Annotated in this window: 12 protein-coding genes; 5 read left to right on the top strand and 7 right to left on the bottom strand. The window is 72.6% G+C overall.

Annotated features, from left to right (window positions below; genetic code table 11):
* Positions 1 to 5: 5 nt before the first annotated feature.
* Positions 6 to 1,571 (top strand): GAF domain-containing protein, encoded by a 1,566-nt coding sequence (locus tag OG310_RS18205; protein WP_329456929.1) that lies wholly within the window; start codon positions 6 to 8, stop codon positions 1,569 to 1,571.
* A gap of 181 nt (positions 1,572 to 1,752) precedes the next feature.
* On the opposite strand, the gene OG310_RS18210 is transcribed toward OG310_RS18205, so the two are convergent.
* From OG310_RS18210 to OG310_RS18225, 4 genes are all read right to left on the bottom strand, one after another.
* Positions 1,753 to 2,637 (bottom strand): Cof-type HAD-IIB family hydrolase, encoded by an 885-nt coding sequence (locus tag OG310_RS18210; RefSeq protein ID WP_329456930.1) that lies wholly within the window; start codon positions 2,635 to 2,637, stop codon positions 1,753 to 1,755.
* Positions 2,638 to 2,713: 76 nt separating this feature from the next.
* A complete protein-coding gene (locus OG310_RS18215; RefSeq protein ID WP_329456931.1) occupies positions 2,714 to 3,553 on the bottom strand; it encodes a helix-turn-helix transcriptional regulator in 840 nt (279 codons plus the stop codon).
* A gap of 250 nt (positions 3,554 to 3,803) precedes the next feature.
* Entirely contained in the window at positions 3,804 to 4,625 is an 822-nt protein-coding gene (locus OG310_RS18220) for an SDR family NAD(P)-dependent oxidoreductase (protein ID WP_329456932.1), read from the bottom strand.
* A gap of 175 nt (positions 4,626 to 4,800) precedes the next feature.
* On the bottom strand, positions 4,801 to 5,700 hold the full coding sequence (locus tag OG310_RS18225) for an LLM class flavin-dependent oxidoreductase (RefSeq protein WP_329456933.1): 900 nt from the start codon (positions 5,698 to 5,700) through the stop codon (positions 4,801 to 4,803).
* Between the two features lie 557 nt (positions 5,701 to 6,257).
* On the opposite strand from OG310_RS18225, the gene OG310_RS18230 reads away from it, so the two are divergent.
* Positions 6,258 to 7,043 carry a VOC family protein gene (locus tag OG310_RS18230; protein ID WP_329456934.1) on the top strand — a complete coding sequence of 262 codons (786 nt, stop codon included), beginning with the start codon at positions 6,258 to 6,260 and terminating at the stop codon, positions 7,041 to 7,043.
* Positions 7,044 to 7,053: 10 nt separating this feature from the next.
* Here the strand turns inward: OG310_RS18230 and OG310_RS18235 are convergent, their stop codons facing one another.
* From OG310_RS18235 to OG310_RS18245, 3 genes are all read right to left on the bottom strand, one after another.
* A complete protein-coding gene (locus tag OG310_RS18235; RefSeq protein WP_329456935.1) occupies positions 7,054 to 7,584 on the bottom strand; it encodes an RNA 2'-phosphotransferase in 531 nt (176 codons plus the stop codon).
* Positions 7,585 to 8,005: 421 nt separating this feature from the next.
* Positions 8,006 to 8,914: a metal-dependent hydrolase gene (locus OG310_RS18240; protein ID WP_329456936.1), complete on the bottom strand. Its 909-nt coding sequence runs from the start codon at positions 8,912 to 8,914 to the stop codon at positions 8,006 to 8,008.
* Positions 8,911 to 10,857 carry an SDR family oxidoreductase gene (locus OG310_RS18245; protein WP_329456937.1) on the bottom strand — a complete coding sequence of 649 codons (1,947 nt, stop codon included), beginning with the start codon at positions 10,855 to 10,857 and terminating at the stop codon, positions 8,911 to 8,913. The genes OG310_RS18240 and OG310_RS18245 overlap by 4 nt, the downstream gene beginning before the upstream one ends.
* Before the next feature lie 549 nt (positions 10,858 to 11,406).
* Here OG310_RS18245 and OG310_RS18250 point away from each other — a divergent pair.
* The 3 genes from OG310_RS18250 to OG310_RS18260 are packed head-to-tail and all read left to right on the top strand — an operon-like array spanning position 11,407 to position 14,287.
* Positions 11,407 to 12,357, top strand: a complete 951-nt coding sequence (locus OG310_RS18250) for an ABC transporter ATP-binding protein (protein ID WP_329460239.1) — start codon at positions 11,407 to 11,409, stop codon at positions 12,355 to 12,357.
* Positions 12,354 to 13,379: an ABC transporter permease gene (locus OG310_RS18255; RefSeq protein WP_329456938.1), complete on the top strand. Its 1,026-nt coding sequence runs from the start codon at positions 12,354 to 12,356 to the stop codon at positions 13,377 to 13,379. Before OG310_RS18250 ends, OG310_RS18255 begins: the two co-directional genes overlap by 4 nt.
* Positions 13,376 to 14,287: an ABC transporter ATP-binding protein gene (locus tag OG310_RS18260; protein WP_329456939.1), complete on the top strand. Its 912-nt coding sequence runs from the start codon at positions 13,376 to 13,378 to the stop codon at positions 14,285 to 14,287. Before OG310_RS18255 ends, OG310_RS18260 begins: the two co-directional genes overlap by 4 nt.
* The last annotated feature ends 28 nt before the right edge of the window (positions 14,288 to 14,315 follow it).

Raw genomic sequence — 14,315 nt, forward strand, 5'->3', positions numbered from 1 at the left:
GGTTCATGACGTCCGAACCCCCCACCGAACCCCCCACCGAACCCCCCGTCGAGTTCAGCGCCGGGGTGCCGCGGCTCCTTGAGGCCATGCGCTCCATCGGCACGGACCTGGAGCTGCGCTCCACCCTGGACCGCATCTGCGCCACGGCGGCCGAGCTGTCCGGTGCCCGGTACACGGCGATCGGCGTCATGGACGAGGCCGGCGACGACTACAGCGAGTTCGTCACGTACGGCGTGGCGGAGGACCTCATGGAGCGGATCGGCGTGCCGATCCGCGTGCAGGGCCGGATCTTCGGGCACCTCTACCTCGCGGACCGGCGGGACGGCGCCGAGTTCAGCGGCCAGGACCTGCACATGACGCGCGTCCTGGCGACGGCCGCCGGGATGGCGATCGGCAACGCCCGTCTGTACGAGGCGGCCAGACAGCGCGAACGGTGGATCGACGGGTCGGTCGCCGTCACGACCGCCCTGCTGTCCGGCGGTGACGCCGGCGACACCGCCGACCCGCTCTCCGTCGTCGCGGAGCAGGCCAGGCGGCTCGCGGGCGCCGACGCGGGGATCGTCCTGGTGCCCGCCGAGGGCGGCGGGCTGGAGATCGTGGCCGTGTGCGCCGACACCCCGAGCAGCCGGCTGGGTGTCGTCTTTCCCGCCACCAGCCCCGTGGTGGCGGCGCTGCTGGACGGCGAGTCGGTGTTCATGGACGACGCGGCGACGGAGTCACCCTCGTCCTCGTCGGACCTCGCGGACTCGTACGGCCCGCTGATGCTGCTGCCGCTGGAGAGCGGCGGCCGGCTGCTCGGGGCGCTCGCCACCCCCCGGGCGCGGGGGGCGCGGCGCTTCACCGAGACGGAGCGGATCCTCGCCGCGCAGTTCGCCTCGCAGGCGGCGCTCGCGCTGGTGATGGCGGAGGCGCAGCGCGACCGCGAACGGCTCGCGGTGCTGGAGGACCGCGACCGTATCGCCCGCGACCTGCACGATGTCGTGATCCAGCGGCTGTTCGCGACCGGGATGATGCTGGAGGGCGGGCGGGCGCGGGGGGTGGCCGCCGAGGTCCGTACGGGCATCGGCAGGGCGATCGACGAGCTGGACGTGACCATCCAGGAGATCCGTACGGCGATCTTCGCGCTGCAGCAGGCACCGACGGAGGAACCCTCGGGGCTGCGGACGCGCGTCCTGCGGGAGATCAAGATGGCGGCGGTCCCGCTGGGGTTCGTGCCCGGATCCCGCTTCGTCGGGGCCGTCGACTCGGCCGTGGGCGAGCTGACGGAGAAGAACCTGATCGCCGCGCTGCGCGAGGCGCTGTCCAACGCCTTCCGGCATGCGCACGCGAGCCGTATCGATGTCGTCGTGGATGCCACGGCCACACTGCCCGACGGGACGGACGCGGTACGGCTTTCCGTCGCGGACGACGGCGTGGGGGTACCGGAGGGCGGGCGGCGAAGCGGCCTGCGGAACCTGAGCAGACGGGCGGAGGCGCTGGGCGGTTCGAGCCGGGTGGAGGGCGGCATCGGGGCGGCCGGCGGCGGCACCACCGTGGTGTGGCAGGCGCCCCTGGACCCGGAGCTGTCCTAGCGGGTCCGGGCTGGAGGCCCGACGGCGGACCGGCCGCCGCACGACCGGTGCCCGCCGCGCGGCCTCAGCCGGTTCGCGCTCCCGCGGCCGGTGCGGACCGCGGCCGGCCGCCCGGTCGTGGCCGATCCGTCCTCGCCGTTCCGGTCCCGGTCCGCCCCGGCCGCCGCTCGGTGAGGCGGGGTCAGCCGTGGCGCGCGATGATCTGCTCGATGACGACGGCCACGCCGTCCTCCTCGTTGGTGACCGTACGGGCGGACGCGGCGGCGATGACGTCCGGGTGGGCGTTGCCCATCGCGTAGGACGTACCCGCCCAGGTCAGCATTTCCAGGTCGTTGGGCATGTCCCCGAACGCGACGACCTCGTCGGCGGAGATGCCGCGTTCGGCGCAGCACAGCGCGAGGGTGCTCGCCTTGCTGACGCCGAACCCGCTGACCTCGACGAGCGCCGACGGGCTCGACCTGGTGAAGGTCGCCCGGTCGCCACCGACGGTGCGCGCCAGCGTGAGGAAGCCGTCAGGCGTGAGGTCGCGGTGGTGGGCGAGGAGCTTGACGACCGGTGTCAGGGTGCCGTCGGCTCGCCCGGCCGCGACGCCGTCCTCGTCCAGCAGCTTCTCCGCGGGTGCGAGGAGGCTGCCCGGGTCGAGGGGGAAGCGCGGGTACTCCGGCTCGTAGGTGATGCCGTCGGCGAACTCCACGGCGAACGACGTGCCGGGCGCCGCCACCCGCAGTTCGCGGACGACGTCGAGTGCCACGGCGCGCGGCAGGGGCCGCACCTCGACGGCCACGCCGGTGTGGAGATCGACCACCACCGCGCCGTTCCCGCAGATCGCGAGGCCGTGCCCGTGGACGTGGTCGCGTACGACGTCCATCCAGCGCGGGGGCCTGCCGGTGACGAAGAACACCGTGATGCCGGCGTCCTCCGCGGCGGCCAGCGCGGCGATCGTGCGGTCGGAGACCGACTTGTCGTCGCGCAGCAGGGTGCCGTCCAGGTCGGTGGCTATCAGCCGGGGACGGGCGGGAAGCGGCGACTCGGTCGCGTCGGTCGGGAGCGCGGGGCGGGAGATCACCCGGCCATTGTCCCGTACGCGGAGCTCGGGCGGGCCCTGACAGCCGGCCGGATCGGTCCGATGGCCGAGGGCCGGCTCAGCGGACCGGGCTGCGGTCGCCCGTCACGGACAGCAGCCGCAGCTTCTCGTGGCTGTCGGAGCCCGGTGTCGCGGTGAAGACCAGGAGAGCCTGGGACTGGCTGTCGTCGTGCAGCACTTGGCAGTGCAGCTCCAGGATGCCGAGGTCCGGATGGGACAGGCGTTTTCGCGCGGTGTGGGACAGGCCGATCTCGTGGGCGCTCCAGACCGTGCGGAACTCCTCGCTCGTCGCGAGCAACGAGTCCACGATCTCCCCGGCGCGGGAGTCCGCACCGTGGTGGGAGTACGCGGCGCGCAGCTGTGAGGCGAAGACCCTGCTGTGCCGGGGGTGATCCGCCGGCGGATACACGCGCCGGGCCAACGGGTCGCTGAACCAGCGGTGGAAGGTGCTGCGGTCGAGGCCCGTGAAACCGGTCTCGTCACCGAGGAGGGCCACGGCGAGCCGCGTCTGCCGGAGCGTCTCGCCCATCGCGTTCAGGACCAGGGCGGGGGTGTCGTCCAGGCGGTCGAGGATCCGCATGATGCCCGGATTGACGTGGTCGGCGGCGAGGACGCGGCGCGGGGTGCTGTGACCCGCCAGGCGGAACAGGTGGTCGCGCTCCTCCAGGGAGAGGTGGAGGCCCCGGGCGATCGCGGCGAGCATGGGCTCCGAGGGCTGCGGTCCGCGCTGCTGCTCGATGCGGGTGTAGTAGTCGGTGGACATGCCGCTCAGCGCGGCCACCTCCTCGCGGCGCAGGCCGCGGGTACGGCGGCGCGGGCCGCGCGGCAGGCCCACGTCCTCCGGCTGGAGCGCCTCCCGCCTCGTGCGCAGGAAGTCCGCCAGTTGCGTCCGGTCCATGCGGTCGCTCCCCTCTCTCGGTGACCTCGGTGACCTCGGTGACCTCGGTGACCTCGGTGACCTCGGTGACCTCGGTGATTCCCGACCGACTGGGCCGGCTGTCTGTCCGTCTCTCCGGCCGCTGGTCTGCCTCCGCCTGCCTCCGCCTGCTTCCGACGCCGGGATCCAGGGGTTCCCTGCCCTCCGGCTCACGCGTTCCGCGCGATGGTCCCCCAGGGGTGCGGGCGCGGACCCTTAAGCCGCGGTCCCCTCAGAGCAGGGTGCCGCCGGACGCCTCGACGCGCTGGCCGTTGATCCAGCCCGTACGGGGGTCGAGCAGGGAGGCGATCACGCCGCCGATGTCCTCGGGTTCGCCGACCCGGCCGAGCGCGGTCTGGCTGCCGAGCGCGGCCCGGGTGGCCTGGTCGTCGCGGACGGAGCCGCCGCCGAAGTCGGTGGCGATCGGGCCGGGCGCGACGGTGTTGGCGGTGATGCCCCGCGCGCCGAGTTCCTTGGCGAGGTAGCGGGTGAGGACCTCGACCCCGCCCTTCACCGAAGCGTACGCGGACATGCCGGGCAGGGTGAAGCGGGCGAGGCCGGTGGACAGGTTGATGATGCGTCCGCCGTCGGCCATCAGCGGCACCAGCGTCTGGGTCAGGAAGAACACGCCCTTGAGGTGGACGTTCACCATCAGGTCGAACCCCTCCTCGGTGATCTCGGTGAAGGGCCCGGCGACGGCGGAGCCGGCGTTGTTGACGAGGAAGTCGAAGTCCGCGCGTCCCCAGTGTTCCTTGAGCAGCGCGCGCACGGCGTCGGCGAAGGCGGCGAAGCCGGTGACGTCGGCCGTGTCGAGGCGCAGGACATGGGCGGTGCGGCCGAGCGCGGTCAGCTCCCCGACGACCGCGGCGGCCTCCTCACCGTGCGAGCGGTAGGTGATGATCAGGTCGGTACCGGCCTCGGCCAGCCGCAGCGCGGTGTCGCGGCCGAGTCCCCGGTTGGCGCCGGTGACGATCGCGATCTTCGGGTTCCGTACCGGCGCGGGGTCCTTGGACCCGGAGGCGGACGGGGACGGGGACACGGACGCAGTGGTCATGGAGGTTTCTCCCTCATACCGGGAGGCGGCCCGTGTGCCGGTCACACGGTCCCTACGACCTCCCCTGCACCCCACTCTCAGCGGATCCGTGAGGCGGATGAAGGACTCACTTGTCCAGGGATTCCGGGTCCCCCTCTGAGCGCCCGGGGACGGCCCCGCCCGCGTCCACCGGTGGTCAGGCGCGCAGTTGGGCCAGGCCCTCGGTGGCGATACGTTCGTAGACCGCGGGGTCGGTGTCGAAGTCGGAGTCCGGGATCGGGGCGTGCACGACGATCTCCGTGATGCCCAGTTCGGCATGGCGTCCCGCGAAGTCGACGAAGGCGTCGACCGACGACATGGGACGGTCGCGCTCCGGGGTGAAGCCGGTGAGCAAGACCTTGTCCAGCTCGCCCGGGTCCCGGTCGATCGCGGCGCAGGCGGCGCCGAGGCGGTCGATCTGACCCCGGATCGCGGCGTGCGACTGTTCCGGCGTGCCGCTCTCGAAGAGGGCGGGGTCACCGGTGGTCACCCAGGCCTGACCGTGCCGGGCGGCCAGCTTCATTCCGCGCGGTCCCGTGACGGCGACGGCGAACGGGAGCCGGGGTCGCTGCACACATCCTGGGATGTTGCGGGCCTCGTCGGCGGAGTAGTACGTGCCCCGGTGGGTGACGGCGGGCTCCGTCAGCAGCCGGTCGAGCAGCGGCACGAACTCGGCGAGGCGGTCGGCCCGCTCCCTCGCCGACCACGGGTCCTGCCCGAGCACGGTCGCGTCGAAGCCGGTGGTACCGGCGCCGATGCCGAGCGTCACCCGCCCGCCGGAGATGTCGTCCAGCGTCATCAGGTCCTTGGCGAGGGTGACGGGGTGCCGGAAGTTGGGCGAGGTGACCAGCGTGCCGAGGCGGATGCGACGGGTGGCCGCGGCGGCCGCGGTCAGGGTGGGCACGGCGCCGAACCAGGTCGTGTCGCGGAACGTGCGCCAGGACAGGTGGTCGTAGGTGTAGGCGGTGTGGAAGCCGAGCTCCTCGGCGCGCTGCCATACCTCCCGGCCCTTGTCGTGCCAGCGGCGGATCGGCAGGATCACAGTGCTCAGACGCATGCGGCCACCCTATCCACGGTCACCGGACCGACGGCGGGAGCCGCCGAGGCGCTGCCCGGAACGGCCCCACCACGGGCGGAGGCCTCCCGTCGGGCGCTGCCCGCACGAGCGGGAGGCCTTCCCGTCGGCCGGCCCCACCGGGAGCGGAGACCCTCCCGTCGGGGGCCGCCCGCACGGCGGACGCGCTCACGGGCCACGCGCTCACCGGCCACGCACGCCCTCCCGGGCCACCCCCTCACCGAGCTGGCTGCCGGACGGGCGGGGGTTTCGGGACGGGCGCGTTGGTGAACGAGGGCCTACGGTCCCGGGGTCTGCCGCCACGACAGGACGGCACTGGTTGCGGGGGTGGCGGGGGCGGGAGACGCTGTAAGCGCGGTGCGCGAAGCGGCGTGCCGTGCGAGGTTTCTGCGTGGGCGCGCGAGGTCGCACGACCGCACCGCCGGCCAGGGCCGGTGACCCGGCAGTCCGGTGGCGGCGGGGCGTGCGTCACCGCGTGGGCGCACGAGGTAGCCGCCGTACCGGCCCCGGCCGGCGGAACTCCCGCTTGGAGGCGAGAGATGCCTGAAGTCACCGATCCGTACCCGCCCGGGACACCCTGCTGGATCGACCTCATGGTGCCCGACCAGCAGGCGGCGCTCGATTTCTACCGGGACCTCTTCGGCTGGCAGGGCGAGGTGGGGTCGCAGGAGTTCGGCGGATACTCGGTCTGCACCCAGCGGGGCAGGCCGGTCGCCGGGATCATGCAGGCCATGTCCCCTAACGGCGAGCCGCTCCCGCCGGCCAGTTGGACGACGTACTTCGCGAGCGCGGACATCGGCAGCACCGAGAGCCGGGTCGTGGACGAGGGCGGGGCGCTCCTGGTGCCGCCGATGCAGGTCGGCGAGCTGGGCTGGATGATGGTCGGCGCGGACCCGCAGGGCGCGGTGTTCGGGCTGTGGCAGGCCAAGGACTTCCCCGGCGCGGGCATCGTCAACGAACACGGGGCGCTGCTCTGGAACCAGCTGATCACATCGGAGATCCCGGCAGCGCGGCAGTTCTACCACGCGTTGGGCATGGAAGCCGCGCCGCTGCCGGGCATGCCCGGGTTCACCGGGTTCAAGGTCCAGGGCCACACGGTCGGCGGTGTCCAGGACATGCACAACATGGACGAGGGCATTCCGCCGCACTGGCTCGTGCACTTCGCGGTGGACGACGCGGACAGCACGGTCGACGCGGTGGTCCGTGCGGGCGGCACGGTGCGGGTGCCCCCCTTCGACCTGGAGAAGGTCGGCAGGATGGCCGTGGTCCAGGATCCGCAGCAGGCGCTGTTCGCGGTGGTCGCGCCGGCCGGGCAGACGGCCTGAGTCAGCTGTCTCACCGGCGGTTCCTGAGACGCAGGTAGCGCGGCGGTACGGCGGCGGTCAGCCATACGTCGTTCGCGGTGCGGTGGAAGGTCAGGCCGGCCGCGTGCATCGCCGCCGCGTCGATGGCGAGGACGACCGGTCTGCCCCGGCGGGCGCCGACGCGGGTGGCGGTCCCCCGGTCGGGGGACAGATGGACATGGTGGCGGCGCATCGGCCGCAGGCCCTCGGCCCGGATCGCCGGGAGGCTCGCGGGCACCGTGCCGTGGTAGAGGTACGCGGGCGGTGTGAGCGCGGGCAGGTCCAGGTCCACGGGGACGGTGTGGCCCTGCTGGGCCCGGATCCGGTCGTTCTCGACGGCGAAGCGTTGTTTGTCGTTCGTGGCGACGACGCGTTCCAGTTCGGCGCGGTCGACGGGGAAGCCGTCGCAGGCGGCGGCTGCGAGGAGCACGTCGATGTCCACCCAGCCCTGTGCGTCGAGGGTGATGCCGATGCGGTCGGGGCGGTGGCGCAGGTGCAGGGACAGGTAGCGGGACACCTTCACGACGTGGCGGTCGTCGGTCCTTCCCGTGCCGTCCGTCCTGTCCGTCCGGTCCCTCTCGTCCGTCTCCCCTGTTCCTCCCGTTTCCGCCGGTTGCCTTGCTTCCCCCGTTCTCCCCGTTCTCCCCGTTCTCCCTGCTTCCCCTGCTTCCCTTTCTCTGTCTTCGCTCATGGTGTCAGCCTGTCGCCGTACCGCACCCGTCCGCCATTGCTTTTCAGATGTTCAGGATCCTGATGTTTGATCCACAGCCAACCCGGCTTATCCACAGGCAGATTGACTCCCCTGTGGACAACTGAAGCGGCTCGGGGGCCCCTTGAGGCTCCGGCACGTGCCCGTACGCGAGTTGGGTTACGACGCGTCAAGACAGGTAATCCACAGCCCTGGTTCACCAAGGAAGCCGCTGCGCAATGTTCTTGAGGGAAGTTCATATGCCGCCGCGGGGACGCGGTATGCGGCCCAGGTACGTCAGCGCGGCCGCCATGGAACCCTCCCGAGAGGGGTGGAACGACCTGCGGAAGTAGCGGGGCACCGCTGCCCCGAGCGACCTCCATGAAGGCAGCAGGCCTTTCTCGATCGCCCTGTTGTGACCCGCCAAGGTGTAGGTGGGCTTTCCTGGGGGGATGGTGGGGTCGTGCCGGATCAGGTGACGGGTACCACGGATCCACAGGCCCAGCAGCGCGGGCGCGGTGACGCACATCGTGCCCCTTCTGCGGAGTCGCCGGAGCGCGCCGGGACCGCCGCAGTGCTCGTACATGTCGAAGGCCACAGACCGGTGTTCGACCTCCTCGGCGCCGTGCCAGCGGAGCAGGTGCAGCATCACCGGGTCGGCGCCGGCCCGGTCGAGTCCGTCCGCAGTAAGCACCCAGTCCCCCAGTACGGCGGTGAACTGCTCGATGGCCGCGACGAACGCCAACCGGTACAGGATCCAGCGGCTCTTGGGCAACGGGACCCACCACGGCGGCACCGGTCCCAGCAGCCGCTCGAAGAGGGCGTCCACCCGTCGTGTGAAGTCCGCCGTGTCCAGGTCCTGAGCGGCCAAGTGGTCGAGTACGTGGGAGTGCTGGACGCTGTGCGTGGCCTCCTGTCCCATGAACCCCTTCACGCGGGCCAGCAGGTCGGGGTCGTGTACGCGGGGCAGCGCCTCCTTGAAGACCTGGACGAACCAGCGCTCGCCCGCGGGCAGCAACAGGTGCAGCACGTTGATGACATGACCGGCCAGCGGCTCGCCCGGGATCCAGTGCAGGGGCGTGCCGTGCCAGTCGAAGTCGACGCGCCGGGGGGCGGGAGGGCCCGGTGCCGATGGCGGGCCCCCGGCGGGGTGTGCGGTCGTCACAGGGGCGGCTCCCGTCGTGCGATGGCCGCCCGCGCGCCGCGGGACAGCCGGGCCAGCGCGCGCAGGCCGTACGCCTCGGGTGTCACGGGGACCACCGCGTCGTTGCGTACGACGGCGCGCAGCACCGCGTCGGCGACACGCTCCGGCGGATAGTCGCGGAGCGCGTACAGGCGGGTGGTCCGGTGCCTGAGGCGTTCCTGCTCCTCGTCGCTGACGCCGGTGAAGCGGGCCGTGGCCGTGATCCCGGTGTGGACGAAGCCGGGGCAGACGGCGGAGACACCGATGTCCCGCTCCGCGAGTTCGGCCCGCAGGCATTCGCTGAGCATCAGCACCGCCGCTTTAGACGTGCTGTACGCGGGCAGCGCACGCGAGGGCTGGAAGGCCGCGGCGGAAGCGGTGTTGACGATGTGTCCGCCCTGTCCGCGCTCGGCCATCAGACGGCCGAAGAGACGGCAGCCGTGGATGACGCCCCACAGGTTGGCGTCGAGCACCTTCCGCCAGTCCTCGGCGGTGGTGTCGAGGAAGGAGCCGGACATCCCGATGCCCGCGTTGTTGACCAGGACGTCGGGCACGCCGTACGTCTTCTCGACCCGGGCCGCCAGCGCCTCCATGGCGTGCTCGTCACCGACGTCGGCGTGCTCGGGCCAGGCCTCGCGGGCGCCCGCGGCGCGGGCTTCGCCCGCGGTGCGCGCGGCGCCCTCGCCGTCGATGTCGACCGCGACGACCCGGGCGCCGGCCCGCGCGAAGGCGAGGACGGTGGCCCGGCCGATGCCGCTCGCAGCCCCGGTCACGAGGATGAGACGGCCGGCGAAGCGTGCGGCGCCGGCCTGCGCGGCGGGAGTGTCCTTCCCGGTCCCGGGGAGCCGAGCGCCGGGCAGCCGGGCCCCGGGCACGGGCCCTGCCCCGGTGGCCGGTTCTCGTCCGTGACCGCGTTGCCCGCCCCGGGCCGGCCCCTCGCCGCGTGCAAGGTCCTCGCCCCGCGCCGAGGTCTCTCCGTGCCCCGCGTCCTCGGTGCCTTCGCCATCCCGCTCCCGGTCCGTCACGAAGTCCGCGATCCAGGTGCTGAGCTGGTCGGGACGGGTACGGGGGAGCCAGTGCTTGGCCCGTACGGTGCGGCGGGTCAGGCGCGGGACCCAGCGGTCGAGGTCGTCGTACAGCCGCTCCGAGAGGTACGGGTCCCCGGTGGGCACGATGAGCTGGACCGGCACATGGGCATGGGCGTCGGGGCGCGGATCGCGCAGCCGCGCGCGGACGTTGTCGCGGTAGAGCCAGGCGCCGTTGGCGGCGTCCTCGGCCAGAGTGGGAGCGGGGTAGACGTCCTCGCCGCCGGTCTCCGGCAGGTTCTCCGCACGCCGCAGCATGGCGGGCCAGCGTCGGCCGAGCGGGCCGCGCCAGGCGAGTTCGGGAAGCGCGGGCGTGTGCAGCGCGTAGACGTACCAGGACTTCGCGCCTTGCGCGAGGAGTTGCGCGGCGGCGCGCGGTGACCTCTCGGCCGCACGGTCGCGCAGCCAGTGCCCCAGGTGGTCCAGGGAGGGCCCCGAGAGCGAGGTGAACGACGCGACGCGGCCCCGGGTGCGGGGGCTCGTGGCGAACTCCCAGCCCTGGACCGAACCCCAGTCGTGGCCCACGAGATGGACCGGCCGGTCCGGGCTGACGGCGTCCGCGACGGCGAGGAAGTCGTCCGTGAGGCGGTCGAGCGTGAAGCCGCCGCGCAGCGGGTGGGGGGCGGCGGAGTGACCGTGGCCGCGGACGTCGTAGAGGGCGACGTGGAAGCGTGGCGCGAGGCGCCGGGCCACCGGCAGCCACACCTCCTTGCTGTCCGGGTAGCCGTGCACGAGGAGGACGGTGGGCCGGTCGGGGCCGGGCGAGCCGAACTCCGCCACGTCGAGGGTGATACGGCCGCTGGGGACCGTGCGGGGGGTGGGCCGTGGGCTGTCGGTCATGATGTGGCGTTCGCCTCCAGGGTTGCGCTACGCGCTGGTAGCGTCACGCGGCAGCGCCGGACGCGTCAAGGGTGATGCGGCGCGGACCCGGGGGCTCCCTGTCCCGGAACCAGCCCCACCGGCACGTCTCCGGCACACCTCCGGCCGGGGAACCAGCCTCACTGACATGCTGCCTGGCCCGGAACCAGCCCCACCGGCACGCCTCCAGCCGGGGAACCAGAGCCGCACCGGCACGCTTCCGGGCCCCGGAAGCAACCAACCGGCACGCCTCCGGGCCCCCGGACGGAGTGTCGCGGACGCCGCTGCCCGGCCCAGGAACCGGGCCTCGCGGATCCGCTGTCCGCCCCCGCGCCGGTGCTTCGTCGTGCGCGTCACCGTCCGGGCCCCGGGGGGCGCCGCCCCTCCCAAGGGCCGCGCCCGCGCTCCCCGGTGTCAGCCTTGCGGGCGGGTGTCCCTGGGCGCACGTACGACCCGAGGCTGATGCCGGGACCGCCGGCAGGGTTGACGACCGGAGCGCGGCGCGCCGTTAGCGTCTGTGACGTGACTGCTGTGATTGCGACCGAAGGTCTGAGCAAACGGTTCCCCCGGGTGACCGCGCTCGACCGGCTCACCCTGGACATCGGGGCCGGTGTAACCGGGCTCGTCGGCGCCAATGGCGCCGGCAAGTCCACGATGATCAAGATACTTCTTGGTCTCTCGCCCGCGACGGAAGGCCGGGCCGCCGTACTGGGGCTGGACGTGTCGACCGGTGGTGGCGCCATCCGGGAACGGGTCGGCTACATGCCGGAACACGACTGCCTGCCGCCCGACGTGTCGGCGACGGAGTTCGTCGTCCATATGGCGCGCATGTCGGGGCTGCCGCCCACCGCCGCGCGGGAGCGCACGGCGGACACCCTGCGCCACGTCGGTCTGTACGAGGAGCGCTATCGCCCCATCGGCGGCTACTCGACGGGCATGAAGCAGCGGGTGAAGCTCGCCCAGGCGCTGGTGCACGACCCGCGGCTGGTCCTGCTGGACGAGCCGACGAACGGGCTCGACCCGGTCGGCCGGGACGAGATGCTGGGCCTCATCCGCCGCGTGTACACCGACTTCGGCATCTCCGTGCTGGTGACCTCGCACCTGCTCGGCGAACTGGAGCGCACCTGCGACCACGTCGTCGTCATCGACGGCGGCAAGCTGCTGCGGTCCAGCTCCACCAGTGACTTCACGCAGATGACCACGACGCTCGCGGTCGAGGTCACCGACTCCGACGCGTACCCGGACGGCACCGGTGCCCTGCGGGACGCGCTGACAGCGGCGGGGGTGACCCTCCTCGCCGCGAGCGAGCAGGGCCTGCCCGGCGCCGGCCACGTCCTCCTCGTCGAGGCGACCGGCGAGGAGATCCACGACACCGTGCGGGACACCGTCGCACGTCTCGGCCTGGGGCTCGTCCGCATGGAGCAGCGGCGTCACCACATCGCCGAGGTCTTCCGGCAGGAGAAGGAAGGGGTCCCCGCATGAGCGTCCCGAACGGCATGGGCGGCCCCGGCGCCGGGAGTACCGCTCCCGGCACGGGCGCCCCCGGCACCACGGTCCCCGCGGGCGGCGGCCCGCCCGCCGGTACGAGCCCGGGTACGGACCCCCGTGCGGGCGCCGGGCCGGGCGCCGACGCCACCACCCGGATCCACAACATCGGCTACCGGAACTACGACGGCGCCCGCCTCGGCCGCTCCTACGCCCGCCGGTCCCTCTACACGCAGTCGCTGCGCGGGGCCTTCGGCCTCGGCAGGTCCGGCAAGTCCAAGGTCCTGCCGATGATCCTGTTCGCCGTGATGTGCCTGCCCGCGGCGCTCGTCGTCGCCGTCGCCGTGGTGACCCACGCGAAGAACCTCAGCGTCGAGTACACGCGGTACGCGATCCTGCTGCAGGCGGTGATCGGCCTGTTCCTCGCGGCGCAGGCCCCGCAGTCGGTCTCGCGCGACCTGCGCTTCCGCAGCGTTCCGCTGTACTTCTCGCGCCCCATCGAGCGGCGCGACTACGTGCTCGCGAAGTTCGGCGCGATGAGCACGGCGCTGTTCGTGCTGACCGCCGCGCCCGTCGTGATCCTCTACATCGGCGCGCTGCTGGCGAAGCTGGACTTCGCCGATCAGACGAAGGGGTTCGGTGAGGGCCTCGTCTCGGTCGCCGTGCTGTCGCTGCTGTTCGGCGGTATCGGGCTGGTGCTGGCGGCGCTGACCCCGCGCCGCGGGTTCGGGGTGGCGGCCGTGATCGCCACGCTCGTCATCTCCTACGGCGCGGTCTCCACGGTCCAGGTGATCGTCTGGGCCGGGACGCCGAGTTCGGCCGTCAGCTGGCTCGGGCTGTTCTCACCCATCACGCTCGTCGACGGCTTCCAGACCGCGTTCCTGGGGGCGAGTTCGTCGTTCCCCGGCGGGATGGGCCCCGGCGCCGGCACCGGTGTCGTCTACCTGCTCGTCATCCTCGGCCTCGTCGCCGGTTCGTACGGAGTCCTCATGCGCCGCTACCGGGAGGTCGGGCTGTGACCACGATCGAGATCGACCACGCCTCCCGCTGGTTCGGCAACGTCGTCGCCGTCAACGACGTCACCATGACGATCGGCCCCGGCGTCACCGGCCTCCTCGGCCCCAACGGCGCCGGGAAGTCCACCCTCATCAACATGATGGGCGGCTTCCTCGCGCCCTCCACCGGTACGGTCACGCTCGACGGCCGGCCGATCTGGCGCAACGAGGACGTGTACCGCGAGATCGGTATCGTGCCCGAGCGCGAGGCGATGTACGACTTCCTGACCGGTCTCGAATTCGTCGTCGCAAACGCCGAGTTGCACGGTCTCGGCGAGCGTGAGGCGCACGCGGCGCTCGCCACGGTCGAGATGGCGTACGCGCAGGACCGCGCCATCTCGACCTACAGCAAGGGCATGCGGCAGCGCGTCAAGATGGCGTCCGCGCTCGTCCACGACCCGTCGGTGCTGCTGCTGGACGAGCCGTTCAACGGCATGGACCCGCGTCAGCGCATGCAACTCATGGAGCTGCTACGACAGATGGGAGCGCAGGGCCGCACCGTGCTGTTCTCGTCCCACATCCTCGAAGAGGTCGAACAGCTCGCCTCGCACATCGAGGTGATCGTCGCGGGACGGCACGCCGCGAGCGGCGACTTCCGGCGCATCCGCAGGCTGATGACGGACCGCCCGCACCGCTATCTCGTACGTTCCAGCGACGACCGGGCGCTCGCCGCCGCGCTCATCGCCGACCCGTCGACGGCGGGCATCGAAGTGGACCTGGCCGAGGGCGCGCTGCGCGTCCAGGCGGTCGACTTCGGCCGCTTCACGACCCTGCTGCCGCAGGTGGCGCGCGCGCACTCCATCCGGCTGCTGACGGTCTCGCCGTCCGACGAGTCGCTCGAATCGGTCTTCTCGTACCTCGTCACGGCCTGATCCCGGCCCACCCACCTCGAAAGGAGTG

The sequence above is a fragment of the Streptomyces sp. NBC_01497 genome (assembly GCF_036250695.1).
Lineage (GTDB): Bacteria > Actinomycetota > Actinomycetes > Streptomycetales > Streptomycetaceae > Streptomyces.